This is a genomic window from Sphingomonas sp. S6 (genome assembly GCF_043498045.1).
In the GTDB taxonomy this organism is placed as follows: domain Bacteria; phylum Pseudomonadota; class Alphaproteobacteria; order Sphingomonadales; family Sphingomonadaceae; genus Sphingomonas.
Map to the genome: position 1 here is coordinate 149,863 of NZ_JBIEOE010000001.1, position 24,050 is coordinate 173,912.

Here is a 24,050-nt window from a genome sequence, read left to right on the forward strand (position 1 = left end):
GTATTGAGGATGCTGCTCGCCGTGGATGCCGGCAACACCAACGTCGTGTTTGCGCTGGTGGAAGGCCGGACGATCAAGGCGCGCTGGCGCATCGCCACGGATCCGCGGCGCACCGCCGACGAATATGCGGTATGGCTCAGCCAGCTGTTCGCGCTGGAAGGCTATGACCGGAGCCAAGTCGAGGCGGTCATGATCGCGACTGTCGTGCCGCGCGCGCTCCACAACCTCCAGGTGCTCAGCAACAAATATTTCGGCGGAGAAGCGCTTATCGCCGGCCGGGCGCCCGTCGAATGGGGCATCACAATCGACGTGGACGAGCCCGCGACGCTCGGCGCGGACCGCGCGGTCAACACCATCGCGGCGCACGCGTTGCATCCCGGCGACCTGATCGTCATCGACTTCGGCACCGCGACGACCTTCGACTGCAGTGACTATAGCGGGGCGTACAAGGGGGGGATCATCGCGCCAGGTATCAACCTGTCGCTCGACGCTTTGGTCAGTGCCGCCGCCAAGCTCCCGCGGATCGCGATCGAAGCGCCCAAGGGGAACGGCAGCGTTATCGGCCGCAATACCGTCGATCAGATGAACATCGGTATCTACTGGGGCTATATCGCGATGATCGAGGGATTGGTCGCGCGCATGAAGGCGGAGATCGGCCGTCCCACCAAGGTGATCGCTACCGGCGGCCTTGCCACCTTGTTTGAACAGCATACCGACGTGTTCGACGTCATCGAGCCGGACCTAACGATCCAGGGGCTGGCGATCATGTACCAAAACGCCCATATCGGCTGAGACGCGCTCGCGCCATTCACCGGCCTGCGGGCGCTACGCAATTCACGAAAGACATCAATGACCCCCAAGACCAACGAACTTCTCTTCTGCGCCCTGGGCGGCTCGGGCGAGATCGGCATGAACGTCAATCTCTATGGCCACGCCAGCAAGTGGCTGATGGTCGATCTGGGCGTGACCTTCGCCGACGCCGCCTATCCTGGCATCGACATCGTCCTGCCCGACCTGTCCTTCATCGAGGATCGTCTGAACGACCTCGTCGGCATCGTCCTGACGCACGGGCATGAAGACCATATCGGGGCGCTGCCCTATCTCGCTGAAGACCTGGGCGTGCCCCTCTATGCGACGCCGTTCACCGCGGGCCTGATCCGCGGCAAGCTGGAGGAAGAGGGCAACGTCCACCGCGTCAAACTGCGCGTGATTCAGCCGGGTAAGAGCGGCGTCGCAGGGGCGCAGATCGGTCCGTTCGGCGTCAGTTTCATCGAACTGTCGCACTCGATTCCCGAACCCAATGCGCTCGTGATCGAGACCAAGGCGGGCCGCGTGTTCCACACCGGCGACTGGAAGCTCGATCCCACGCCGGTGATCGGCAAGCCGACCAGCCCCGAACGGTTGACCCAGATCGGGGATGCTGGCGTCGACGTGCTGGTCTGCGACTCTACCAACGTGTTCAATGCGGAAGCGTCCGGCTCCGAAGCGTCGGTGCGTCGCGGCCTTGCCGAGCAGATCGCGCGCGCGAAGGGGCGGGTGCTTGTCACCACCTTCGCGTCCAATGCGGCGCGCCTCCATACTTTGGGGCAGGTTGCGCGGGAGACGGGCCGCAAGCTGTGTGTCACCGGCCGCTCGCTCGATCGGATCCTGAAGGTCGCGCAGGCGACCGGGTATCTGACCGACTTCCCCGAAACGGTGGATCCCGACACCGCGATGCGCCTGCCGAAAAACAAAGTATTGATCGTCGCCACTGGCGGTCAGGGCGAGCCGCGCGCAGCGCTGGCACGCGTCGCCGATGGCTCGCACACGATCAAGCTCGACCTTGGCGACACGGTGATCTTTTCGTCGAAGCAGATCCCGGGCAACGAGGTCGCGATCGGGAAGATCCAGAATACGCTCGCGTCTAAGGGCGTCGTGATGATCACCGAGCGGCAAGCGCACGTCCATGTCTCGGGCCACCCCGGTCGGCCGGAACTGGCGCAGATGTACAAGTGGATCCGTCCGCAGACGTTGGTGCCGGTCCATGGCGAGATGCGTCACATGATGGAGCATGCCCGTTTCGCCCTGAGCGAAGGCGTGCCGCAGTCGATCGTACAGAGCGACGGCGACGTCATTCGACTGCTGCCCGGCAAGCCCGAGAAGATCGGCAATGCCAGTGTGGGCCGCCTGGTGCTTGATGGTGACGTGATTCTGCCCGCCGACGGATCGACGATCAACGAACGTCGCAAGCTGGCGATCAACGGCCAGATTTCGGTTGCGGTCGCGATCGGCAAGGACGGGCGGCTGCTCGGCCGGCCGCAGGTGCGCGTACAGGGCGTGCCGGTCGAAGAGGATCGCGCGGCGTTTATCGAAGATGCCGCCGAGGCAGCTGCCGAAGCGCTGAAGGGCCAGCGGCGCGAACTCGACCGTCGCCGCGAGGACGTCCGGCTCGCGGTGCGTCGCATCGCGACCCGCTGGACGGGCAAGAAGCCGATCGTCGACGTGCTGGTCGTCGAGGCCTGATTCCATGCGCTGGACGTCGATGCTTGCGATCTACGTCCTGTTCTGGGCGTTCTCGGTGTTCCTAGTGTTGCCCTGGGGCGTGCGCACGACCCACGAAGTGGGGGGTGAGCACGTCGCAGGTCAGGCGGAAAGTGCGCCGCACGAATTCCGCCTCGGCCGCCTCGCGGTCCGTGTGACCATCGTCGCGACGATCCTGTTCGGCCTGTTTATCGCCAACTACGAATTCGGCTGGGTCACGCCGCAGATGCTCGACCTGTTCGATCGCGAGGCCGTCTACAATCGAAGTTAGGGCACGATCGGTCTGACTTGATTGTCATGTTCGTGTCAGGTTCGCGCAAGCCGTTGCCTGATAGGCTTTTCCCGCCGCCACAGAGGGTGGTGACTGACGAAAGGCCCGATCGGTGTACGACAGGCACGGCCAGGCGCTCGATCTGCTCGAACGCGCGCTCCACCTGATGGATGAAGAAGGGCGACCGCTGGTTGCGGCTCGCATCGCCGCCGCGATCGACGATCTGCTGCGCGACGCCACGACACGCGAGCAGCATCCCAACTGACGTCTTAGCGTAGCCGTTCGATCGCCTGCGCCAGCGCGACGTACAGCTTGCCCATGTCCGACGACAGCAAGGTGACGCTGAGCGGCGAGCCGTCGCGCTGCGCAAGGATCGTCCGAAGCATCCCTTCGAAATCGTGGATGTAGCGATTGACTGATTCCCGGAACCGGGCGTCGTCATCGTACAACCGCGCGATATCGCGCGCATCACCCGGTTCGAGGACGCGCACCGCTCGGCGAGTAAAGACGCCGCGATCGCCCTTCAGATAGGCGGCCCAGGCGCTGTCGGATACCTCGGGTGCAAATGCCTTGGTGATGTCGATCGCTGCCGAATTGAGCGATTCGATCAACAGGGACGCGCGGCGTGCGAACGTGTCGCGTTCCGCCTCTTCGCGCTCGGTGCGCGCATCCTCCAGCCGCGTTTCGACTAACGCCGTCTGATCGAGGATCCGCTGAACCTGCGCCGATAGCCGTTCGGTCGCGCGGGTAGCGGCATCGACGGCATGCCCCGTCGCATCGGCAATCGCCCGAACCTGCCGCTCGACCGTGTCGCCGGTGGCACGGCGCATGGCCTCGGCGCTCGCTTCCTCCATCTGGCTGGCCGCATCGGGAATGACGCTCGCCAGCGTCTCGCGCGCTTTGTCCGCCGCGACGGATGCGGTGTCACGGACGCGGAGCAGCGCGTCGACGAGCCGCGGTGCGGCCTCCTCGGCGAAGCGATGCGTGCGATCGATCGTTTCGTCGACCATCATGCCGAGCGCATCGGCCTTGGCACGGCCATCGTTGAGCGTCTGGAGCAGGGTGCCCGATAGCCGATCGAGCGTCGTTGTCTGTTCGGCAATAACGCCGGCGATCGCCTCGATCGCATCATGCGTGCTTTCCGCAGCGGTCACGAGCGCGAGCAGTTCCGGCTTGGCGGCGACGACGACCTGCTTGCTCGACGCGATGCGCGAGTCGAGCCGTGCGAGCGCTTCGGGCAGCGTCTCGTCGATCTCGCGGGCGGCGGCGTCGAGCGCGATGAGCAGCGATTCGGTGGTGCCGATCGTCCGCGTCGCCATCGCCTCACCGGTGCGCAAGGCCTCGGTCATCGCATCCGCCGAGCCACCCAACGCGCTGATCGACGCGGCGAGCAGCTGCGACCGGTCGACGCCCTGTGCGTGCAACGTATCCAGCCGCGTTTCCACCCGCTCGATCCCGGCGTCGAGCCCGGCGAGCAGCGATTCGCTGGCACCACGCTGGTCGTGCAGGCGCAGTGTCACGCGGTCGATGACGTCCTCGACGGCAGCGATCCGTTCCCCCAAGGCATCCGCGCTCTGACGCGCAGCGGTGTCGAGCGCCGCCTGGTTGGCGCGGAGCATTGCCAGCATCGCCTCGCCCTGCGCGGCAATGCCCTTGCGTGCCTCGTCCACGGCGTCGGCGGTCCGGTCGAGCAGCGCGTCGACCGCATCGGACATGTCGCCCGTGACCGATTCGAGCCGTGCGCCCGCGGTTTCGCTGGTCGCCTCCATGCGCGCGATATGCGCAGCGAGCTTCTGCGCGGCGCCCCCGGCGACGAGGTCCGCCTCCCGGCCGCGGTCGGCCAGCGCGGCGAGCTTCGCCTCCAAAGCCGCGGCATGCTCGCCGGCCGCGAGACCGGTATCGTCGAGCAACCGGCCGGCCTCCGCCACCTCGGCCTGCGCGCGGGGCAGCGAGGCGAGAAGCACGCCGAGGTGGGTCTGCGCCTCGGCTACGGCTTCGGACAGCGCGCGGGCGTGGGCGTCGGCTTGGCCGATCTCAAGCGCCATGCCACGTCCGACGGCAGCCAGCCGTTCGTTGGCGCCATCGCCCATCGCCATCAGCGTGGTGATCTGGTCGGCCAGCTGGCGGCGGTTGGCGTCGAGCGAGCGGGAGACGGCGGCGACCGTCCGCTCCAGACTGGCAGCCTCGGCACGCATCGCCTGGGCGGTGCTGCGGAATCGCGTCGCCTCGCGCCGGCTGGTTCGCATGGCGAGCAGATAGACGATGCCGATGAGGGCGGGGATCACCGCCAGCGCGGCGATATATTGGGCGAGGGGGACGGGCAGCAGGAACGGAAGCTGATCGCGGGCGAGCCAGAGCATGCCGCCGATCCAGGCGATGGAGGCGGCGATCGCCAGCGTCGGCGCCAGCCACGTCGCACGGCGCGGCTCGACCTCGACCGCTTCGGTCCAGGCGAGCGGTTCGCCGCCGTGATAGTCGCCGTGGCCGCCCATCGATTCGGGCGTGGTCGGTTCCAGCTCGTACCGGCCCAGGGCATCGTCGGTGGCTGCGGCTTCCGCCCGCATGTCGATAATCATGGAACCCCCGTTCGTGTCCGCCGGGCTTAACCATGTTCGGCACCGTCATAAAGCGAAAGTGCAACACTTGGTTAAGTGGTGGTACGCTAAGCGGGGTCTCATGGCGTATGATCCCGGAGCGATCGACGCGGCGCTGGCCGCCGCAGTGGGTGACGAACCCGGGCTGATCGCCGAATTGCGGCTGGCCTTCACCGAAAGCGCCGAACGGGCGCTGGCGGCGATGGACGCGGCGACGACCCGCGACCAATGGCGTGACGCGGCCTCGCGACTGAAGGGGCTGGCGGCGAGCTTCGGAGCAGTCCGGCTGATGGCGCTGGCGGCACAGGCGGCAGACGGCGCACGCGATACTGCTATCCTCGGCAAGCTGCGTCGATCGGTGATGCGCCTCTAGACGCAATCCGCCCTAGGCAGGGGGAAGATGACCCCTTAACAGCGCCAGATGCTCGCCGGCCTTCTCTTCGCCATGCACGACGCGGACGATCGGCCCAACATGCTGACCGCGACGCTGCCCTTCGGTGGCGTGACGCTGATCGAATATCAGGCGCGTCTGCTGATCGCCGCCGGCGCATCGCAGATCATCATCGTCGTTGCCCGCCTGACGCCAGAATTGCTGGGCGCGATCAATCGCATAGGCAAGCGTGGCATCGCCGTCGACACGGTGCGGACTGCCGCCGAGGCGGCAGAGACCCTGCACCCGCTGGCCCGCGTGCTGATGCTGGCGGATGGGCTGACCACCACTGGCGATACGCTCGCCGTACTGGCGCGCGAGGGCGGCGATGCGCTGCTGGTGGTGCCGGAGGATCAGGTGGGCCCGGGCTATGAAAGGCTGGGCGGTGGTATGGTCTGGGCAGGCGTTGCCCGACTGGAATCGCGTCGCCTGGCCGAACTCGCCGCGATGCCACGCGACTATGACGTGCCCTCGACGTTGGTCCGCCTCGCTTCGCAGGCACGGGCAACGCATATCCTGCTGCCGCAAGAGGCGGTCCGCGCGAGCCATGGCGTCGGTCATTCCGCGCAGGCGCTGGAAGCGCGAAGCCGGCGCGCGATGGCGGCGATGGTGTCGTCGCGAAGTGGGTGGTTCGAACGCTACATTGCTGCACCGCTCGCCCGGTCGGTCATTCCGTTGCTGGTGCCGCGGACGGTGCCCATCGTCGCCGTGGCGGGCGCGGGAGGTATGTTGGGGCTGCTCGGTACGACGCTGACGGCGTTCGGGCACGACGTGTCGGGGCTGCTGTTGACCTTGGTCGGCACGCTGGGCCTCTCGCTCGGCGCCATCCTTGCCGATCTGCGTGACGAATCGGGCAGTGCGACATGGCTGGCTCGCGCCGCCGCGATCCTGCCGGCCCTGGCGGTGTTGGCCTATGGCCATGATGCAACCCAATTATCCGTCGATGGTAGTGAGCAGATGCTGGCTCTGGCCGGTGTCGTGCTTGCGGGTCTTGGCGAGCGCGCGCTGGGGCCGGCGCCGCGCGCCACGTGGTGGGGCAGTCCGCCAGCCTATTTGCTGCTCGTCTGGATCGGGGCGCTCCTGTCGTCGCCCATGCTCGGACTTGGGCTTGCGGCGACCTATGCCGCCGCAACATTGGCCGCTGGAATCGAGCGATTGCGGACCCTTGCATAACGCTGTCTTAATGATGGAAGCGTAGGCAACCACATCATGGCGGTCGGAACGGATCAGGCGGAGCGGGATGCGCTCGCCACGCGCATCGGCGCTGCGACCCGTCTCGCGGCGCGCGCCGACGCGCGCCTGACCGGTGCGATCGACGATTTCTTCGTTGCTGAGGATTCGCGGCTGGATGAGCGGACGCGCGTGGCGCTGGGGCGCATGCTCGCAGCCGTCGTGCAGGGCGTCGAGACGGATATCCGCCGTCACGCAGCCCGTGTCCTTGCAGGGCAGGGTGCCGATCGCCAGGCCGAACAGCTGCTGAAGGGGCACGAGGACGTGGTGCGACGCCTGTCGCGTGCCGGCCTGCTTCGCGATCGTGGTCTGATGGACGAATTGATCGCGCAGGTACGATGCGACCGAATCGCTGCTGCGCTGCCGTCGCAGGCGGGTGCGCCGGATCAGCCAAGCCTGCTCGTTCGCCTGGCCGAGGTCGATGACGGCGTCGTCGCCGGCGCGGCCCGGGCGTTGATGACCGCAGAGGCTCGGCGCCGGGCCGCGGTGGAGCAAGGCGGCGCAATGTCCGGCCTGCTGCCCGCCGAGCGGCATCATCAGTTGGTCTGGTGGGTCGCCGCCTCGATCCGCGAAGGCCGCATCGCCGTCTCGGGTGAGGACGCCGCCGTCGATCGCGCGATCGTCGAGGCAGCGCAGCGCAGTCTTGCCGCGCACGACGAGGGCCAGCGCGTGGAAGCATTGGCGGTCCGCCTCGCGAGCGCGATCGATGCGCGGGCGCACGAACTCGGCGATCTGCTGGTCGAAGCCCTTGGCGATCGTCGCCTGATCCTGTTTGTCGCAATCCTCGGCCGCGCGGTCGATCTCGACTTCATCGGCGCGCGCGCGATCGTGCTGGAGCCTGAGGGCGACCGGCTGTGGCTGGCGCTGCGCGCTGCGGCGCTGGACCGGCCTACGATCGCGCGGATCGCGTTGGCGCTTGCCGACGCCGATCCGCGGCGTGACATTGATATCTTTGCCGAGGAACTCGACGCCATTGCCGCCGTTCCCGTCGAGGCTGCGCGATCGGCGCTGGCCCCGCTGACGCTACACCACGACCTGCGTCTCGCGATCGATGCTTTGGCGCGAGAGGCTGGACGATGAGGCTGGACGGTATTCCCGACGTACCCGTCAGCCATGCGATGATCGATGGCGAGGGCCGGCTGGTCGCGGCCGACCCGGCACTTCTCGCGCTCAACGAAGCCGCAGGCGGTATGATGGGCGCGGCGCTGGCGGTGCCGCAATTGGCGACCGTAGCGCGTCTCGCGCGGCGGCTCGGCATTCTCGTGTCACGTGGCGTCGTGGTCGCCGACGGCGATACCGACCTCGACCTGTGGGTACGTGCCCAACCGGAAAGCGATGGGGTACGCATGGCCGTCAGTGGCTGGCGTGAGATGCGCGCGCGGCCGGTCATCGCATCGCCTGCAGCCCGATTGATCGAATCGGACGATCTCGCTTGGGATACGGATGGCGGACTTCGGCTGACGTTCGTGTCGATCGATGCAGCGCGGCGGCTGGGGTTCGACGCCTTGTCGCTGCTCGGGCAGCCGCTGACCGCCTTGTTCACGCTCGACTCCGATGGCGACGGTGCGCTCCCGATCCTCGAGGCGGTGGCGCGTCAGCGGCCGCTCGAGCGCCAGCAGGCGCGTGTGCGCGGCGGTGATGTCCGTGTCCTGCTAACCGCGCATGTGCGCCGCGACCCCTCGGGGCAATTTGCCGGTCTGTCCGGCATCGCGCGGGCTGAGGATGACGCGCCAGCACCGGCCGCCCCGTCGCCGATCGCGCCGGCCTTTACCGAAGGGCTCGACAAGGCGCTGCGCACGCCGCTTGCCCGGATCATCGCGCACGCCGACACGATCCACGCCGAGGCCGAGGGGCCGGTGCAGCGCGACTATGCCGATTATGCGTCGGACATCGCCAATGCCGGTCGGCATCTGCTCGGATTGGTCGACGATCTCGTAGATTTGCAAGCGATCGAGCGGCCCGATTTCGCGCTGGAAACCGATTCGATCGATCTCGCCGACGTCGCGCGCCGCGCGGCGGGGCTGCTCTCCGTCCGCGCGAGCAATGCGGGCGTCGCGATTGCGCGGCCGCTGCCCGAGCTGCGCATGCCGGCACAGGGCGATTTCCGCCGTGCGCTGCAGATCATGGTCAATCTCGTCGGCAATGCCGTGCGCTACTCGCCGGAGGGCGGTGTGGTGAGCGTCACCGCACTGCGCACCGGCGGTATGGCAGAGGCGGTGGTAGCCGATCAGGGCAAGGGCATCGCGATCGAGGATCAGGCGCGCATTTTCGAGAAGTTCGAGCGCGTCGATCCGACCGAGGCGGGCGGCAATGGCCTGGGCCTGTATATCGCGCGGCGTCTAGCGCGGGCGATGGGCGGCGACCTTACGGTAGAGAGTGCGCCCGGTGAGGGCGCGCGGTTCACGCTCAGCCTGCCGGTCTGAACGCGGCCCCGAAGCGTTTCGCGGGGCGTCAGCGTCGGATGCGACGCGCGACCAAGATCAAGAGCAATCCACCAACAGCGAGCGCGGCACCGCGATCCGCCCATGGCCGCTGGTCGAGCATGAAGCTCTCCTGCGGCCAATGGACGTAGCCGAGGCCCTGGCCGACCCACAGCAACCCGACCAGCGTCAGCATGACGCCGATCGAGATGAGGACCGGCCGGGCCCGGCGCATCAGCGCTGCTCGACCGGAACGTACGAACGCTGCGTCGGGCCGGTGTACAGCTGACGCGGACGGCCGATCTTCTGGTCGGGATCGGTGATCATCTCGTTCCACTGCGCGACCCAGCCGACGGTGCGGGCGAGGGCGAACAGCACGGTGAACATCTCGGTCGGGAAGCCGATTGCCGACAGGATGACGCCCGAATAGAAGTCGACATTCGGGAACAGCTTCTTCTCGATGAAGTAATCGTCCGACAGCGCCAGCTCCTCGAGCCGCAGCGCGGTGTCGAACAGCGGATCGTTGACCTTCAGCGCGTCGAACACCTCACGCACGGTCTTCTGCATCACCGTCGCGCGCGGGTCGTAATTCTTGTAGACGCGGTGACCGAAGCCCATCAGGCGGAACGGATCGTTCTTGTCCTTGGCGCGCGCGATGAACTCAGGGATACGCTCTGGCGTGCCGATCTCGCGCAGCATGTTGAGCGCGGCTTCGTTCGCGCCGCCATGCGCCGGACCCCAGAGGCAGGCGATGCCCGCCGCGATGCACGCGAACGGATTGGCGCCCGACGAACCCGCCAGACGCACGGTCGAGGTCGACGCGTTCTGTTCGTGATCGGCGTGGAGGATGAAGATGCGGTCCATCGCCTTTTCGACGGCCGGGTTCACCTCATACGGCTCGGCGGGAACGCCGAAGGTCATGCGCAGGAAGTTGCCGGTGTAGGACAGCGAGTTGTCCGGGTACAGGAAGGGCTGGCCCACGCTGTACTTGTACGCCATCGCCGCGATCGTCGGGATCTTCGCGATCAGGCGGTGGGAGGCGATGGTGCGCTGCACCGGATCGTGGATGTCGGTCGAATCGTGATAGAAAGCCGACAGCGCGCCGACGACGCCACACATGATCGCCATCGGGTGCGCATCGCGGCGGAAGCCACGGAAGAACGCCGCGAGCTGTTCATGCACCATGGTGTGGCGCGTGATCGTGTTCGTGAAGCCCGTCAGCTCATCCGCCGAGGGCAGCTCGCCGTTCAGTAGCAGATAGGCGACTTCCATGAAGCTCGACTGTTCGGCGAGTTCGCCGATCGGATAGCCGCGATGCAGCAGAACGCCTTCGTCACCGTCGATATAGGTCAGTTTCGACTGGCACGACGCCGTCGAGGTGAAACCCGGATCGTAGGTGAAGTCCCCGGTCTGCGCGTAGAACTTGCGGATGTCGACGACGTCCGGTCCGACAGTGCCGGACATGACCGGGTAGTCGAAATCCTTGCCGTTCACGGATACCTTTGCGGCTTCGGTCATCTGGTTGTCCTTCCTATCAGACTTGCATCTGGTCCGCGATGCGGCCGAGGCTTTCCTCTTTGCCGAGCAACGCGAGCACGTCGAAAATGCCGGGCGAGGTCTTGCGCCCGGTGAGAGCGGCGCGGAGCGGCTGGGCGACCTGTCCGAGCTTCACGCCCGTGCTGTCCGCCACCTGCCGTACCGCTGCTTCGATTGTCTCCTGATCCCACTGCTGCACCGCGTCAAGCGCGGCGTGCAGCGCAGCGAGGAGCGTTCGAGCGTCGGCGGTCAGCAGGTCCGAAGCTGCCTGATCCATGGCGAGCGGCCGGACCGCAAACAGGAAAGCGGCGCCCTCGCTCAGTTCGTTGAGGTTGGCGGCGCGCGCCTTCAGCACCGGCATCGCGCGGGTGAGCAGATCGACGTCGGTATAGCCGCCGATCCCCGCGACCAATCCAGCCAGTCGCGCGTCGTCCGCGGCACGGATGTAATGGCCGTTGAGGTTTTCGAGCTTCTTCAAGTCGAAGCGCGACGGGCTCTTGCCGACCGCGTCGAGGTCGAACCATTCGGTCGCCTGTTCGCGACTGATGATCTCGTCGTCGCCATGGCCCCAGCCGAGACGGAGCAGGTAATTGTCGAAGGCTTCGGGCAGGATGCCGAGTTCGTCGCGATACGCCTCGATCCCCACCGCGCCGTGGCGCTTCGACAGCTTGGCGCCGTCGGTGCCGTGGATCAGCGGGATATGCGCGTAGACCGGCTCCGGCCAGCCATTCGCCTTGTAGATCGGCAGCTGACGGAAGGCGTTGTTGAGGTGATCGTCGCCGCGGATCACGTGCGTCACGCCCATGTCGTGATCGTCGACCACCACCGCGAGCATATAGGTCGGCGTGCCGTCCGAGCGCAGAAGGATGAGGTCGTCGAGCTCGCTGTTCTGGACCGTCACCGACCCCTGTACCTGGTCGTCGATCGTCGTCGCGCCCTCACGCGGCGCCTTCAGGCGCACGACGAAGGGCTGGCCGTCCGGCGCGGTGGCCGGATCGGCATCGCGCCAGGGCGAGCGGATACGCAGCGGCTGCTTCGCCGCCTGGGCCGCCTCGCGCTGCGCGGCGATCTCGTCCTGCGTCATATAGCAGCGATAGGCATGGCCGTTCGCCACCATCTGATGCGCAACCTCGGCATGGCGGTCGGCGCGCGCGAACTGGAAGACGGCGTCGCCGTCCCAGTCGATGCCCAGCCATTGCAAACCGGCGAGGATCGCGTCGATCGCCGGCTGCGTCGAGCGGGCGCGATCGGTATCCTCGATCCGCAGCAGGAACGTGCCGCCGTGGTGACGCGCGTACAACCAATTGAACAGCGCGGTACGCGCGCCGCCGAGGTGCAGATAGCCGGTGGGCGAGGGGGCGAATCGCGTGACTATTCCCGCGCCGTCGCCCGAACGATTTTCAACTGTTGCGCCCAACCGCGCTTGCTCCCAAAGTTTGAAACCTGATGGCCAGTTCAGCCGCCGCGGCCTCTAGCACGCGCTCCGTGCGCCTTCAAATGCCCCGGGGGTGGCATCGGTTGCGCGATCGTATGGAAGCGTGGCTGGACGCGGAACGCGATCGTATTGCGCTGTGGGTGACGGTTGCGTTCGGGACCGGCGCCGGCGGCTGGTTCCTGATGCCCGACCCGAACCAGTGGATCGCCGCAATGCTGGCGGCGCTGGCCATGGCCTGCGCTGCGGCGGCGATCGGGCGGGGCGGGCGGGCGGCGCATAGCGTCGCTGTCGGCGGTATTATGGTCGCGGCGGGCGTGGCGGCCGCGTGGTGGCGCGCGGAGCAGGTCGCGGCACCGGTACTGGCGCGGCCGGTCGTCGCCGTCGTGACCGGGCGGGTGACCGGGATGGAGGCGCTCGTCGCGCGCGATCTGGTGCGGCTGACGATCGAGAGCGATCCGGGGCTGGGATTGCCGCCGCGGGTGCGGGTCAACCTGTCGACCGACGATGTGCCGAAGGGGTTGGGTGAGGCGGCGCGGATCCGGCTGCGGGCGCGGCTGATGCCGCCGGCTGCGGCGTCGGTGCCGGGAGCCTATGATTTCGCGCGGGCGGCGTGGTTCGCCGGAATTGGCGCGACCGGACGGGGGTTCGCGCCGGTGGAGTTGCTGTCGCCCGGCGCGTCGGAGGGCAGCCTGCGGCGGCGCCTGACTGCCCATATCACGGATCGGCTGGAAGGGAGCCGGGGCGGCATCGCGGCGGCGCTGGCGACCGGGGACGAGGGGGCGATCAGCGAGCGCGATGCGGAGGCGATGCGGCGTGCGGGACTCGCGCATCTGCTGTCGGTCAGCGGGCTGCACATCACCGCGGCGGTGGCGGCGACGATGGTCTTGACGTTGCGGCTGCTGGCGCTGTGGTCGTGGCTCGCCATTCGCGTTCGGTTGCCGTTGGTCGCCGCGGGGATGGGGGCGCTGGCTGCCATCAGCTATACGTTGCTCACCGGATCTCAGGTTCCCACGATCCGGTCGTGCGTCGCCGCGCTACTGGTGCTGGCGGCGCTGGCGATGGGGCGGGAGGCGATGACGCTGCGGCTGGTTGCGGCAGGTGCGATGGTCGTGCTGGCCGTGCGGCCGGAAGCGCTGGTGGGGCCGAGCTTCCAGCTGTCGTTCGCCGCGATCGTGGCGATCGTTGCGCTCCATGAGCATCCGCGGGTGCGCGGATGGTTCGAGCCGCGCGAGGAGTCGCGCACGCGGCGTTTGCTGCGCGGGCTCGGGTCGCTGCTGCTGACGGGCGTGGTGGTCGAGGCGGCGCTGATGCCGATCGCGGTCTATCACTTCCATAAGGCGGGCCTGTACGGGGCTGCCGCCAATATCATCGCCATTCCGCTGACGACGTTCGTCGTCATGCCGCTGGAGGCGGGCGCGTTGCTGCTCGACACGATCGGGCTGGGCGGGCCTTTGTGGTGGCTGACCGACGGGCCGTTGCGGGCGCTGCTGTGGCTGGCGCATGTCGTGGCGGATGCGCCGGGCGCGTCGCTGGCGGTGCCGTCGATGCCAATGGGGGCGTTTCTGGCGATGATCGCCGGTGGGCTCTGGCTGGCGCTGTGGAATACGCGGGTGCGCTGGGTCGGCGTGCTGCCGATCGTCGTCGGCGCCGTCTGGGCGGCGTCGACCCCGCCACCCGACCTACTGGTGACGGGGGACGGGCGACATATGGCGATCCGGGTGGGCGGTCGGCTGGCGCTGCTGCGCGATCGTGCCGGGGACTATACGCGGGCGATGCTCGCCGAAAATGGCGGGACCGATGGCGAGCCATGGCTGCTCGACGATCTGCCGGAGGCCCGGTGCAGCCGCGATGCGTGCGTGGCGACGATCGACGGGCAGGGGCGCCGGTTTCGGGTGCTGGCGACCCGCAGCGGTTACCAACTTGCGTGGAAGGACCTGGTTGTAGCCTGTCAGGCGGCGGATGTGGTGGTGAGCGACCGGCGCCTGCCGCGTGCGTGCCGGCCGCGCTGGCTGCGGCTTGATGCGCCAGTGTTGCGACGGACCGGTGGCGTCATGCTGACCCTGGCGAGCGGGCGGGTGCGCACGGTGATGCACCCCGGGGATCGGCATCCGTGGCTGGTCGGGGCAAAGGTGGCGCCGCCGAGGACGGAGGGCACCACGCCGGCGATCCCGTTCTGATCACGCCATGCCGGCGCGCTGATCCCTCGCGACGGGCATGCCGCTCTGTAGTAGGAGGGCCCAACGCTGAGCCGCCCCTTGCTTCGCTCCGCTCGCGATGATGCCACTTGATCAACCTGATGTCATACCGCCTTAGAGCCTGACCCATTTCCACAGAGCCGTCGCCCCAGCGAAAGATGGGGCCTCTTGCGGCTCCTGTCGCCCGCTATCATCGGAAGATCCCAGCCTTCGCTGGGATGACGCCTGGTTCAACGGCGATGGATCAAACTCCAGAGACGGCTGGCGTTACCGTCCTAACCTGCGGGCAAAGAATCTAAAATCCTGATACGCCCCCCTCAACGGGACGTCGAAGGGGCCGTTTGAAAGTCACAAAAGTCACACGAACGACAGGGTCGTACGCCCCGTCGCCGCGGCGGCCTTGCATCAGTCGTAGCGGCGAAGGATGCCCGACAGCTTGCCCTGCACGCGGACGTGCGAGGGGACGTAGCGCTGGGGTTCATAGGCCCGGTTGGCGGGATCGAGCCGGATCATCGCGCCTTCGCGACGAAAATATTTGAGCGTCGCCTCGCTGTCCTCGATCAACGCAACGACGATCTCGCCATCGCGGGCGATGTCGGTGCGGCGGATCAGCGCGTAATCGCCGTCGAGAATGCCGGCCTCGACCATCGAATCGCCGGAGACCTCGAGCGCATAATGTTCGCCGGTGCCGAGCAACGCCGCGGGGACGGCGAGCATCGAGCTGCCTTCGAACGCCTCGATCGGCACGCCGGCGGCGATCCGGCCGTGCAGCGGGATTTCGACGACGTCATTTGCTGGCGAGGGGGCGGGACGCACATTGCCCGTGGCCGGAGCGCTCGGCGGCGCCGCGAGCGCGGGCGTTTCGGGCGCCTTGCGTTCGGAGCGTTCCGGCATGCGCAGCACTTCGAGCGCACGAGCACGGTTGGGCAGGCGGCGGATGAAGTTGCGCTCCTCCAGCGCGCTGATCAGGCGGTGGACGCCGGACTTGGACTTGAGGTCGAGCGCGTCCTTCATCTCCTCGAACGACGGCGAGATGCCCGTCTCCTCGAGCCGGTCGTTGATGAAGCATACAAGCTCGTGCTGCTTGCGCGTGAGCATAAGCGGTCCTTCCCCGTCAGAACAGACGCGGAACTTCTAGGGAACAATTCGTGGGGCGTCAAGCGATGACGAGGATTTCCGCCGAGTCGCCCGCGCGCGCCGCGGGGGCATCGATCGGTCGCACGATCAGGCAGTGTGAGCGCGCCAGCGTCAGCAGCATCGAACTGTCCTGAATGGTCGAGGCATAGGCGCGGCCGTCGCGCAGTTCCGCGCGCAGATAATCGGTGCGCGCGCCATTGGCGGGCAGGTCTTCGCCCAGGATCGCCATCGTGCTGCGCGGCAGCGGGTCCGCGGCACCAGAAAGGTGCGCGATCAACGGTTTGACGAAGAGTATGGCGGTGACGAAGGCGGATACCGGATTGCCCGGCAAGCCGAGCACCTGCATCGCGCCGCGCCGTCCCGCCATCATCGGCTTGCCCGGCCGCAGCGCGATCCGCCAGAAATCGATGACGCCGCTCGCCGCCTCCAGCGCCGGCCGCACGAGGTCGTGGTCGCCCACCGACGCGCCGCCGGTGGTGACGAGCAGGTCTGCGTCGACGCGGGCGAAGGCTTCGCGCAGGCGATCGAGGTCATCGGGCAGGATGCCGAGGTCGATCAGCTCGACCGGCAGATCGGCGAGCAGGGCCGCCAGCATCGCCCGGTTCGATTCGGGCAGCGCGCTCGGGTCGCCGCCGGTGCCCGGATCGACCAATTCGTCGCCCGTGGCGCAGATGGCGATGCGCACCCGGCGGTGGACCGCGATCGTGCCGATGCCGCCCGTCGCGGCGACGGCGATGCGCGCGGGCGTCAGCCGCTCGCCGCGCGCGATCAGGCGATCGCCGGCGTGAAAGTCGAGGCCGCGGCGGCGGGTGTTGCGGCCGAGTGTCGCTGGACCTTCGCCGGTCAGGTGGATCGTGGTGCCGGAGGCCGCGACCTCCTCCTGGATCATGACCGTGTCGGCGCCGTCGGGGAGTGCGGCACCGGTGAAGATACGCGCGGTCTCGCCAGCGCCGACGGTGCCGGCAAAGGGCCGGCCGGCGGCGCTTTCGCCGACCAGCGTCCACGGGCCGGGCAGGTCGGCGAAGCGGATCGCATAGCCGTCCATCGCCGACAAATCACTGGCGGGCTGGGTGCGGCGGGCGGCGATGTCGTCCGCCGCCCAGCGGCCGGCGGCGGCGGCGAGCGGCACGGTTTCGGTCTCGACCGGCGCTGCGCGCGCGAACAGGCGCGCCTGGGCTTCGTCGATCGGCAGCAGCGCCATGGCGTCAGGCGCGCCAGTCGCCGGAGGCGCCGCCGGCCTTTTCGAGCAGTCGGATGTCGGAGATCGTCATCGCGCGGTCCATCGCCTTCGCCATGTCGTAGATGGTGAGCAGCGCGACCGAGACGGCGGTCAGCGCCTCCATCTCGACGCCGGTCTTGCCGTCGGTGGCAGTCAGCGCGGTGGCGGTGATGCCGGCATCGTCGAGCGTCAGGTCGAGCGTGACACGGGTCAGCGGCAAGGGGTGGCAGAGCGGGATGAGGTCCGCAGTCTTCTTTGCCGCCATGATCCCGGCGACGCGGGCAACGGCGAGCACGTCGCCCTTCTTCGCGGCGCCGTCGCGGATCGCGGCGAGGGCGTCGGAGGCGATGGCGATGCGGCCGGTCGCGACCGCGCGACGCTGCGTCACCGCTTTGTCGCCGACGTCGACCATATGCGCGGCGCCGTCTGCGTCGAGATGGGTGAGGCGACTCACCCGACCAGTGCCCGCGTCGCGGCCTCGACGTCGTCGGCGCGCATCAGCGCCTCGCCGATCAGGAAGCAGCGCACGCCGTGCTGCGCCATCGCGTCGAGGTCGGCGCGGGTTTCGAGGCCGCTTTCGGCGACGAAGGTGCAGCCCTTGGGCGCCTTGCCGACCAGCTCGTACGTGCGGGCGAAGTTGACCGAAAAATCGTGTAGATTGCGGTTGTTGACGCCGATCAACCGCGACTTGAGGCGAAGCGCACGTTCCAGTTCGGATTCGTCATGCACCTCGACCAGCACGTCCATGCCGCAATCGAGCGCCGAGGCCTCGATTTCCGCCATCTGATTGTCGTCCAGCGCAGAGACGATGATGAGGATGGCGTCGGCGCCGATCGAGCGGCTTTCGGTCGCCTGCCAGGGATCGACCATGAAATCCTTGCGAATCACGGGCAGGTCGCAGGCGGCACGGGCGGCAATCAGATAGTCGTCGCTGCCCTGGAACCATTGTTCGTCGGTGAGGACCGACAGGCAGGCCGCGCCACCCGCCTGATAGGCGCGCGCATGGGCGGGCGGATCGAACTCGGCGCGGATCAGCCCCTTGGATGGGCTGGCCTTCTTGATTTCGGTGATAAGCGCATGGCCGGATTTCGCGTCGAGCGCGGCGCGGAAACCGCGCGGCTTCGTCACCGCGGCGATGCGCGCATCGAGATCGGCGAGGCTGATCGTCGCCTTGCGCGCGGCAACCTCTGCGCGCTTGGTTTCGATAATGCGGGACAGAATGGTCATCGGTAGGCGATCCAGCGGTCGAGGAGCGCGGCGGCGCGGCCGGCGTCGAGCGCTTCGGCGGCGGCCTGTGCGCCCGCAGTGAGATTGGGTGCATGGTCGGCGACGACAAGCGCCGCCGCCGCATTGAGCAGCACGGCGTCGCGATAGGCGCCCGCCTCTCCATCGAGCAGGCGGCGCAGCGCGGCGGCATTATAGGCCGGATCGCCGCCGCGGATGGCGGCGAGCGGGTGGCGGGGCAGGCCGGCGTCTTCCGGCGTGATGCGCGATGGCAGCGCCGCGCTGCCGACATTCACCGCGAGGCTGGGGCCGGCGGTGGAGAGTTCGTCGAGGCCCTCTTCGCCCGAAATCACCGCGGCCCGTGCGGTGCCGAGCTGTTCCAGCGCCTCGGCATAGAGACCGGCGTAATCGGGGCGGGCGATGCCGATCAGCTGGTGCGACACGCGCGCCGGATTGGCGAGGGGCCCCATCAGGTTGAAGATCGTGCGTTTGCCGATGCGGCGACGGATCGGCGTGATCCGTGCCATCGCCGGATGGTGGTTGGCGGCGAACAGGAAGGCGATGCCGATATCGGCGAGGCTCGCCTCCGCCGTCGCGCCGGCGATCTCCATGTCGAGGCCGAGCGCCTCCAACGTGTCGGCAGCACCGGCTTTCGAGGAGGCGGCACGGTTGCCGTGCTTGGCGACCGGCACGCCGCAAGCCGCGACGACCAGCGCGACCGCGGTCGAGACGTTGAGCGTATGATGCCCGTCGCCGCCCGTGCCGCAGACGTCGATCGCGCCGTCGGGTGCGGCGATCGGGATCAGGCGGGCCCGCAGCGCGCGGGCGGCCTCGGCGATTTCGATGCTGGTTTCGCCGCGATCGGACAGAGCCAGCAGGAAGTCGCCGATTGCCTCTGCCGAGACGCGGGCATCGAGGATATCCGCAAACGCCTGCGCCGCGCTTTCGCGCGACAGTGGCGAGGATGGATCGGGAAGCAAGACGACGCTGGTCACGGGCGCTCGCGCACCGGAATGCCGGCGATCGTCAGAAAGTTGGCGAGCATGGCATGGCCGTGTTCGGTCGCGATGCTTTCCGGGTGGAATTGCACGCCATGGATCGGCAGGCGTTCGTGGCGGAAGCCCATGACGATGCCATCCTGGGTGCGCGCGTTGACGACCAGGGGCGAGGCCACGTCGTTGACGATCAGGCTGTGATAGCGTGTCGCCATGAAGGGCGAGGGCAGCCCTTCGAACAGGCCGGTGCCGTCATGTTCGACCGCAGAGGTCTTGCCGTGCATCAGCCCGCCGCGCTCCACCTTGCCACCGAAATGCTGGCCGATCGCCTGATGGCCCAGGCACACGCCCAGCAGCGGACGCCCGGCATCCGCGGCCGCCGCAACGAGATCGAGGCTGACGCCCGCCTCGGTCGGGGTGCACGGGCCGGGCGAGATGAGGAAGGCGCTGGCGCCCGACGACAGCGCCTGCCCCGCCGAAATGGCGTCGTTGCGCACCACCTCGACCTCGCTGCCCAGCTCCATGAGGTAGTGGACGAGGTTCCAGGTGAAGCTGTCGTAATTGTCGACGACGAGGATCATCGCGCCGCCATAGCCGAAGAGCGCGGGCGTGCAACCTGTCGCACCCTCTTGCGTCGCGGCAATCCTGTAGCAATGTCGGTTCGGTTAGACCCGAAAAACCATGCCACGCCGGCGGGAGCCATGGCGGCGGCTGCACGTTGAACGACCTGAAGGAGTGCCCGTCATGATCCGCCCGTTGCTGCTCGCCGTTCTCATCGCCCTGCCGGCGGTCGCTTCCGCGCAGACCGCCCCCGCCACGGGGACGGACGGTACGGCGGAAGCAGGCTCGCCGCCGCAGCGGGTGCGCAGCGTGACGCTGGGGGTGGGACAGAAGTGCCCGCAGAGCACGTCGACCGAGATCGTCGTGTGCTCGACGCTCGACCAGCCCTATCGCATCCCGAAGCAGTTCCGCGACAGCGGGCCGATCCCGGCGCAGAACCAGGCATGGTCGAACAAGGTGGCGGTGCAGGACCAGATCGGTCGCGCCGCGGCCGGGTTGCCGGATACGTGCTCGCCCGTCGGAACCGGTGGTCAGAGCGGCTGTGCGCTGATGCAGAACCGCCAGTGGGCGGCGGAGCGGCGCGCGCAGCGCGATGCGCAGGCGCAGATTCCCTGAGGCGGGAGACTTCGTTTCCTGACCTAGCTCGTCACCCCAGCGACGGCTGGGGTCTTTTGCGGCTTTCGGCGTGCGCTCTAACCGGGAGATCCCAGCCTTCGCTGGGATGACGGATAATGGGCGGAGGGCGGATTAAGCTGACAGCGGGGCCGGCGGAGTACCGCCAAGACGGTCTACTGCCCGAACCGCCCCTCAGCCGCGCGCGCCACGGCGTCGCGGGCCGCCGCCAGGATCGCCCCAGCCTTCGCCTCGCACTCACGCTGTTCGTACGCCGGCACGCTGTCGGCGACGATGCCGGCGCCGGCCTGCGCGTGGATCGTGCCGTCCTTTACGATCGCGGTGCGCAGGACGATGCATGAATCCATGGATCCGTCCGGCGAGAAATAGCCGACGCCGCCGGCATAGGCGCCGCGCCGTTCCGGCTCGAGTTCGGCGATGACCTGGCAAGCGCGCACCTTGGGCGCGCCGCTGACCGTTCCGGCGGGAAAGCCGGCGAACAGGGCGTCGATCGCGTCGGCGGCGGGGGACAGGTCGCCCACCACGTTCGAGACGATGTGCATGACATGGCTGTACAATTCGACGCCGTAGCTCGACGTCACGCGCACCGTTCCCGGCGCCGCCGCACGGCCGACGTCGTTACGGCCGAGGTCGAGCAGCATCAGATGCTCCGCGCGTTCCTTGGGATCGGCGAGCAGGCTCTCGCGATTCGCCTCATCCTCAGCCGCGGTCTTGCCGCGCGGGCGGGTGCCGGCGATCGGGCGGATGGTGACCTGACCGTCGCGGACCCGGACGAGGATTTCAGGGCTCGATCCGATCAGCGCAAAGCCGGGCAGATCGAGGTGATAGAGGAACGGCGAGGGATTGATGCGGCGCAGGCTGCGGTACAGTTCGAACGGCGGCAGCGCAAAGGGCGCGGAGAAGCGCTGCGCCAGCACCACCTGAAAAATATCGCCCGCGGCGATATAGTCCTGCGCGCGGGTGACCATCGTCGCATAGTCCTGCGGCGCGATGACGGGTGTGTAGGCGGGCTCTTCGGGGGGCGCCGTGACGGGCGCCGGCAGCATGGTATGCGCGAGGCGGGCGGCGACGTCGTCCAGCCGGTCCTCCGCCGCGGCGACCAGCTTCTCCGGCGAGCGCGTGGCATCGGGCCACACCGGGGCGACCAGATAGAGCGCATCGGCCAGCCGGTCGAAGACGCAGATCACCGTCGGCCGGACGAATAGCATGTCGGGCAGGCCGAGCGGATCGGCGGCAGGAGCATCGAGGCGCTCGACGAGGCCGATCGTCTCATAGCCGAAATAGCCGACGAGACAGGCGAGCGCGCGCGGCAGCTCTGCAGGCACGTCTCCCCGGCATTCGGCGACGAGCGCGCGCAGCGCGGCAAGCGTCGGCGTGCCGGTCGGCTGGAAGGCGTCGCGATCGGTCGCCCAGTGGCGGTTGATCTCGGCCGTGTCGCCATGCGCGCGGAAGACGAGATCGGGCGCGAGGCCGATCAGGCTGTGCCGCCCGCGCGTCGCGCCGCCTTCGACCGATTCGAGCAGGAAGTCGCCGCGGCCCGGCTCGATCAGCTTGAGCGCGGCGGCGACCGGCGTTTCGGTATCGGCGACCTGCCGCCGCCAGACGAACGCCGGGCGCCCGGCGGCGAGGGTCGCGATCGCCGCGGCGCTGGCGCTCATCTCAGTTGCCAGCGCCGGTCAGATCGGCGCGCACCTTGGCGAGCGCGGCCGCATCGGTCTTCACGCCGACGGCGTTGCGGACGGCGCGGGCGAACTGTTCGGCATATTCGCGGCCGACGAGCTGCGCGATGCTGGCGCGGGCGCCGGCCACCGCCTGCGGTACGCCCTTGGCGTCGCCCGGCACGATCTGGTCGAGCTTGACGATCAGCCAGCCGGCGTTGTTCGGCGCTTCGAGCAGCTTGGCATTGCCCTTGGCCATCGCGAACATCAGCGCGAGCGGCGCCTGCACCTGGCCCTGCGCGGCCGCAAGCTGCGCGCGCGTCGCCACGGCGGGCTGGACCGGCGGCAGCGGACGGCCGGCGGTCGCCATCGCCTGCGCCAGCGGCGTGCCCTTGTTCACCTTGGCGAGGATGTCGGTGGCGAGCTTGCGCGCGGCGGCGCGGGCGCGATCGGCGGCATAGTCCGCGGCGACCTGTGCGCGCACCTGATCCAGCGGGCGCGGCGCGGCGGGAACGACGCGGCCGAGCGCGACGACGGCGAAGCTGCCGTCCTGGCCCGTCGGCACCAGCTGCGCGGGGTCGCCCTCCGCCATCTGGAAGGCGGCACCGACGATCGGAGCGATCGCCGGATCGGCGGCGGTGCCGGGCGAATCGGGGTTGGTGCCGTTGGCGAGCAGCGCGGGCGTGGTGGTGGCGCTGAGCTTCTGGTCGGCGGTCACCTCGTCGAAGGTCGCGCTCTTGCTGAGCGCATCGTCCAGCTTGTCATGCACGTCGGACAGGGCGCGGGCGAGCTTGTCTTTCGACAGCGCCGCGACCAGTTCGGGGCGCGCCTGTTCCAGCGTCTTGCCGGGCGATTGTTCGATCGATTCGACCTTGGCGACGACCCAGCCGAGCGGCCCGCGCACCGGGCCGATCACGCCGCCGCGCGGCGCGGCGAAGGCGGCGTCGGCGATCGCGGTGCTGGTCGTGCCGGCATAGGCCGACTTGGTGACGGCGGTCTGCGTCGCGGCTTCCAGGCCGGCGGCGCGGGCGGCGTCGGTCAGCGCGGTGCCGCCCTTCACCTTGGCGGCGATGGCGTTGGCACCGGCCTGATCGGCGACCACGACCTGTGCGATCGTGCGCTTTTCGGCGGCAGCGAAGCGCGACGCCTGGCTCTTGTAGGCGGCGGCGACCTCGGCATCGGTCGGGGTGGCGGCGGCCTTCACCATCTCGGGCGTGACGCGCGCGTAGCGGATCACGCGGCGTTCCGGCACGGTGAAGCGCGCGACGTTACGGCGATAGAAGGCCTGCAGTTCGGCGTCGGTCGGCGCCGGGCCGCCAGCGAGCGCGGAAGCGGGGACGAAGGCGATCTGGCCAGACCGCTTTTCGAGCATCAGCGAGGCATAGGGCAGCGCGACCTTCTGCGGCACCTGCGTGGCGCCCTGTGTCGGCAGCATCAGCTGCTGCGCGATGATGTCGCGCGCGATGTCGGTGCGGACCTGCGCGTCGGTGAGCTTCTGGTCGGCGAGCAGCTGCTGATAGCGGACGGGATCGAATTGACCGTTGGGGCCACGCAGGCCGGGGATGCCGGCGATGACGCCGTCGATCGACCGCTTGCTGACGACCATGCCCTGGTCCTGACCGAAGCGTTCCAGCGCGACGCCGTTGACGGCGCGGTCCAGCGTGGATTGCAGGCCACCCTGTTCCAGCAGCTGTTCCATGGTCAGCGTCGGAATGCGCTGGCGGGCGCCCGCCAGCTCGGTCTGCACGCGCTGGCGCAGCTCGGCGGGCGAGATCTTCGTGCCGCCGACGGTGGCGACGCTGCCGCCCGACAGGCTGGGGCCGTTGCCGGCGAGGCCAGTGATGTCGCCCGCGGCGAAGGCCAGCGCGATGACGCCCAGCACGATGAAGGTGACGACGACGCCGGCCTTGGAATTGATGATCCGGCGGAAAAAGCTGAGCATGGAGTGGCCGATCGTCCCTGAAAGATTTGGTCCACGCTTTAGGGGGGCAG

At 68.5% G+C, this 24,050-nt stretch carries 22 protein-coding genes; 10 read left to right on the forward strand and 12 right to left on the reverse strand.

What is annotated here, in order from left to right:
- Positions 1-9: 9 nt before the first annotated feature.
- The 4 genes from ACGVWT_RS00760 to ACGVWT_RS00775 all read left to right on the forward strand — a co-directional run bounded on the left by ACGVWT_RS00760 (position 10) and on the right by ACGVWT_RS00775 (position 3,056).
- Positions 10-792 (forward strand): type III pantothenate kinase, encoded by a 783-nt coding sequence (locus ACGVWT_RS00760; protein WP_315462203.1) that lies wholly within the window; start codon positions 10-12, stop codon positions 790-792.
- A gap of 57 nt (positions 793-849) precedes the next feature.
- A complete protein-coding gene (locus ACGVWT_RS00765; RefSeq protein ID WP_315462202.1) occupies positions 850-2,502 on the forward strand; it encodes a ribonuclease J in 1,653 nt (550 codons plus the stop codon).
- Positions 2,503-2,506: 4 nt separating this feature from the next.
- Positions 2,507-2,791 carry a DUF1467 family protein gene (locus ACGVWT_RS00770; protein WP_017979165.1) on the forward strand — a complete coding sequence of 95 codons (285 nt, stop codon included), beginning with the start codon at positions 2,507-2,509 and terminating at the stop codon, positions 2,789-2,791.
- A gap of 112 nt (positions 2,792-2,903) precedes the next feature.
- Positions 2,904-3,056 (forward strand): hypothetical protein, encoded by a 153-nt coding sequence (locus tag ACGVWT_RS00775; RefSeq protein ID WP_315462201.1) that lies wholly within the window; start codon positions 2,904-2,906, stop codon positions 3,054-3,056.
- 4 nt (positions 3,057-3,060) lie between these two features.
- Here ACGVWT_RS00775 and ACGVWT_RS00780 read toward each other — a convergent pair whose 3' ends face one another.
- A complete protein-coding gene (locus tag ACGVWT_RS00780) occupies positions 3,061-5,367 on the reverse strand; it encodes a hypothetical protein (RefSeq protein ID WP_315462200.1) in 2,307 nt (768 codons plus the stop codon).
- Positions 5,368-5,467: 100 nt separating this feature from the next.
- On the opposite strand from ACGVWT_RS00780, the gene ACGVWT_RS00785 reads away from it, so the two are divergent.
- Genes ACGVWT_RS00785 through ACGVWT_RS00800 form a run of 4 tightly spaced genes read left to right on the forward strand, consistent with a single transcriptional unit; the run spans position 5,468 to position 9,468 of the window.
- Entirely contained in the window at positions 5,468-5,758 is a 291-nt protein-coding gene (locus tag ACGVWT_RS00785; protein ID WP_017979162.1) for an Hpt domain-containing protein, read from the forward strand.
- 48 nt (positions 5,759-5,806) lie between these two features.
- Complete coding sequence (locus ACGVWT_RS00790) at positions 5,807-6,988, forward strand: hypothetical protein (RefSeq protein ID WP_315462199.1); 1,182 nt, start codon at positions 5,807-5,809, stop codon at positions 6,986-6,988.
- A 36-nt stretch (positions 6,989-7,024) separates the two neighbouring features.
- Entirely contained in the window at positions 7,025-8,125 is a 1,101-nt protein-coding gene (locus ACGVWT_RS00795; protein ID WP_315462198.1) for a hypothetical protein, read from the forward strand.
- Complete coding sequence (locus tag ACGVWT_RS00800) at positions 8,122-9,468, forward strand: HAMP domain-containing sensor histidine kinase (RefSeq protein ID WP_315462197.1); 1,347 nt, start codon at positions 8,122-8,124, stop codon at positions 9,466-9,468. Before ACGVWT_RS00795 ends, ACGVWT_RS00800 begins: the two co-directional genes overlap by 4 nt.
- 28 nt (positions 9,469-9,496) lie before the next feature.
- On the opposite strand, the gene ACGVWT_RS00805 is transcribed toward ACGVWT_RS00800, so the two are convergent.
- From ACGVWT_RS00805 to gltX, 3 genes are read right to left on the reverse strand one after another with little or no spacing between them, the layout of a single operon-like run.
- Positions 9,497-9,700 (reverse strand): hypothetical protein, encoded by a 204-nt coding sequence (locus ACGVWT_RS00805; protein WP_017979158.1) that lies wholly within the window; start codon positions 9,698-9,700, stop codon positions 9,497-9,499.
- Positions 9,700-10,983 carry a citrate synthase gene (locus ACGVWT_RS00810; protein WP_017979157.1) on the reverse strand — a complete coding sequence of 428 codons (1,284 nt, stop codon included), beginning with the start codon at positions 10,981-10,983 and terminating at the stop codon, positions 9,700-9,702. The genes ACGVWT_RS00805 and ACGVWT_RS00810 overlap by 1 nt, the downstream gene beginning before the upstream one ends.
- Positions 10,984-10,999: 16 nt before the next feature.
- The gene (gene gltX / locus ACGVWT_RS00815; RefSeq protein ID WP_394425083.1) at positions 11,000-12,418 is read right to left on the reverse strand and encodes a glutamate--tRNA ligase; all 1,419 of its coding nucleotides are present in this window, start codon (positions 12,416-12,418) and stop codon (positions 11,000-11,002) included.
- Positions 12,419-12,531: 113 nt separating this feature from the next.
- Here gltX and ACGVWT_RS00820 point away from each other — a divergent pair, with 113 nt between their 5' ends.
- Positions 12,532-14,613, forward strand: coding sequence for a ComEC/Rec2 family competence protein (locus ACGVWT_RS00820; RefSeq protein WP_315462195.1), 2,082 nt, complete (start codon positions 12,532-12,534; stop codon positions 14,611-14,613).
- A 423-nt stretch (positions 14,614-15,036) separates the two neighbouring features.
- Here ACGVWT_RS00820 and lexA read toward each other — a convergent pair whose 3' ends face one another.
- The 6 genes from lexA to ACGVWT_RS00850 are packed head-to-tail and all read right to left on the reverse strand — an operon-like array spanning position 15,037 to position 19,787.
- Positions 15,037-15,729 (reverse strand): transcriptional repressor LexA, encoded by a 693-nt coding sequence (gene lexA, locus ACGVWT_RS00825; RefSeq protein WP_315462194.1) that lies wholly within the window; start codon positions 15,727-15,729, stop codon positions 15,037-15,039.
- 58 nt (positions 15,730-15,787) lie between these two features.
- Entirely contained in the window at positions 15,788-16,969 is a 1,182-nt protein-coding gene (locus ACGVWT_RS00830) for a molybdopterin molybdotransferase MoeA (RefSeq protein ID WP_315462193.1), read from the reverse strand.
- Positions 16,970-16,973: 4 nt separating this feature from the next.
- Positions 16,974-17,441 (reverse strand): cyclic pyranopterin monophosphate synthase MoaC, encoded by a 468-nt coding sequence (gene moaC / locus ACGVWT_RS00835; protein WP_315462192.1) that lies wholly within the window; start codon positions 17,439-17,441, stop codon positions 16,974-16,976.
- Entirely contained in the window at positions 17,438-18,214 is a 777-nt protein-coding gene (trpC, locus tag ACGVWT_RS00840; RefSeq protein WP_315462191.1) for an indole-3-glycerol phosphate synthase TrpC, read from the reverse strand. The genes moaC and trpC overlap by 4 nt, the downstream gene beginning before the upstream one ends.
- Positions 18,211-19,206 (reverse strand): anthranilate phosphoribosyltransferase, encoded by a 996-nt coding sequence (gene trpD, locus ACGVWT_RS00845; protein WP_063685274.1) that lies wholly within the window; start codon positions 19,204-19,206, stop codon positions 18,211-18,213. Before trpD ends, trpC begins: the two co-directional genes overlap by 4 nt.
- Positions 19,203-19,787, reverse strand: a complete 585-nt coding sequence (locus ACGVWT_RS00850) for an aminodeoxychorismate/anthranilate synthase component II (RefSeq protein WP_315462190.1) — start codon at positions 19,785-19,787, stop codon at positions 19,203-19,205. Before ACGVWT_RS00850 ends, trpD begins: the two co-directional genes overlap by 4 nt.
- A 163-nt stretch (positions 19,788-19,950) precedes the next feature.
- Here ACGVWT_RS00850 and ACGVWT_RS00855 point away from each other — a divergent pair, with 163 nt between their 5' ends.
- Positions 19,951-20,382 (forward strand): hypothetical protein, encoded by a 432-nt coding sequence (locus ACGVWT_RS00855; protein WP_315462189.1) that lies wholly within the window; start codon positions 19,951-19,953, stop codon positions 20,380-20,382.
- Between the two features lie 173 nt (positions 20,383-20,555).
- Here ACGVWT_RS00855 and trpE read toward each other — a convergent pair whose 3' ends face one another.
- On the reverse strand, positions 20,556-22,058 hold the full coding sequence (gene trpE, locus ACGVWT_RS00860) for an anthranilate synthase component I (protein WP_315462188.1): 1,503 nt from the start codon (positions 22,056-22,058) through the stop codon (positions 20,556-20,558).
- A gap of 1 nt (position 22,059) precedes the next feature.
- Entirely contained in the window at positions 22,060-24,000 is a 1,941-nt protein-coding gene (locus ACGVWT_RS00865; protein ID WP_315462187.1) for a peptidylprolyl isomerase, read from the reverse strand.
- Positions 24,001-24,050: the final 50 nt, after the last annotated feature.

What these genes read in the sequence shown, in the direction of transcription:
- ACGVWT_RS00770 (WP_017979165.1), top strand. Translation starts at nt 2,507, where the DNA reads ATGCGCTGGACGTCGATGCTTGCGATCTACGTCCTGTTCTGGGCGTTC.
- trpC (WP_315462191.1), bottom strand. Translation starts at nt 18,214, where the DNA reads ATGACCATTCTGTCCCGCATTATCGAAACCAAGCGCGCAGAGGTTGCC.
- ACGVWT_RS00865 (WP_315462187.1), bottom strand. Translation starts at nt 24,000, where the DNA reads ATGCTCAGCTTTTTCCGCCGGATCATCAATTCCAAGGCCGGCGTCGTC.
- ACGVWT_RS00805 (WP_017979158.1), bottom strand. Translation starts at nt 9,700, where the DNA reads ATGCGCCGGGCCCGGCCGGTCCTCATCTCGATCGGCGTCATGCTGACG.
- ACGVWT_RS00760 (WP_315462203.1), top strand. Translation starts at nt 10, where the DNA reads ATGCTGCTCGCCGTGGATGCCGGCAACACCAACGTCGTGTTTGCGCTG.
- ACGVWT_RS00830 (WP_315462193.1), bottom strand. Translation starts at nt 16,969, where the DNA reads ATGGCGCTGCTGCCGATCGACGAAGCCCAGGCGCGCCTGTTCGCGCGC.
- lexA (WP_315462194.1), bottom strand. Translation starts at nt 15,729, where the DNA reads ATGCTCACGCGCAAGCAGCACGAGCTTGTATGCTTCATCAACGACCGG.
- ACGVWT_RS00820 (WP_315462195.1), top strand. Translation starts at nt 12,532, where the DNA reads ATGGAAGCGTGGCTGGACGCGGAACGCGATCGTATTGCGCTGTGGGTG.
- ACGVWT_RS00800 (WP_315462197.1), top strand. Translation starts at nt 8,122, where the DNA reads ATGAGGCTGGACGGTATTCCCGACGTACCCGTCAGCCATGCGATGATC.
- ACGVWT_RS00785 (WP_017979162.1), top strand. Translation starts at nt 5,468, where the DNA reads ATGGCGTATGATCCCGGAGCGATCGACGCGGCGCTGGCCGCCGCAGTG.
- ACGVWT_RS00855 (WP_315462189.1), top strand. Translation starts at nt 19,951, where the DNA reads ATGATCCGCCCGTTGCTGCTCGCCGTTCTCATCGCCCTGCCGGCGGTC.
- ACGVWT_RS00850 (WP_315462190.1), bottom strand. Translation starts at nt 19,787, where the DNA reads ATGATCCTCGTCGTCGACAATTACGACAGCTTCACCTGGAACCTCGTC.
- ACGVWT_RS00765 (WP_315462202.1), top strand. Translation starts at nt 850, where the DNA reads ATGACCCCCAAGACCAACGAACTTCTCTTCTGCGCCCTGGGCGGCTCG.
- trpE (WP_315462188.1), bottom strand. Translation starts at nt 22,058, where the DNA reads ATGAGCGCCAGCGCCGCGGCGATCGCGACCCTCGCCGCCGGGCGCCCG.
- ACGVWT_RS00795 (WP_315462198.1), top strand. Translation starts at nt 7,025, where the DNA reads ATGGCGGTCGGAACGGATCAGGCGGAGCGGGATGCGCTCGCCACGCGC.
- ACGVWT_RS00780 (WP_315462200.1), bottom strand. Translation starts at nt 5,367, where the DNA reads ATGATTATCGACATGCGGGCGGAAGCCGCAGCCACCGACGATGCCCTG.
- ACGVWT_RS00790 (WP_315462199.1), top strand. Translation starts at nt 5,807, where the DNA reads ATGCTCGCCGGCCTTCTCTTCGCCATGCACGACGCGGACGATCGGCCC.
- ACGVWT_RS00810 (WP_017979157.1), bottom strand. Translation starts at nt 10,983, where the DNA reads ATGACCGAAGCCGCAAAGGTATCCGTGAACGGCAAGGATTTCGACTAC.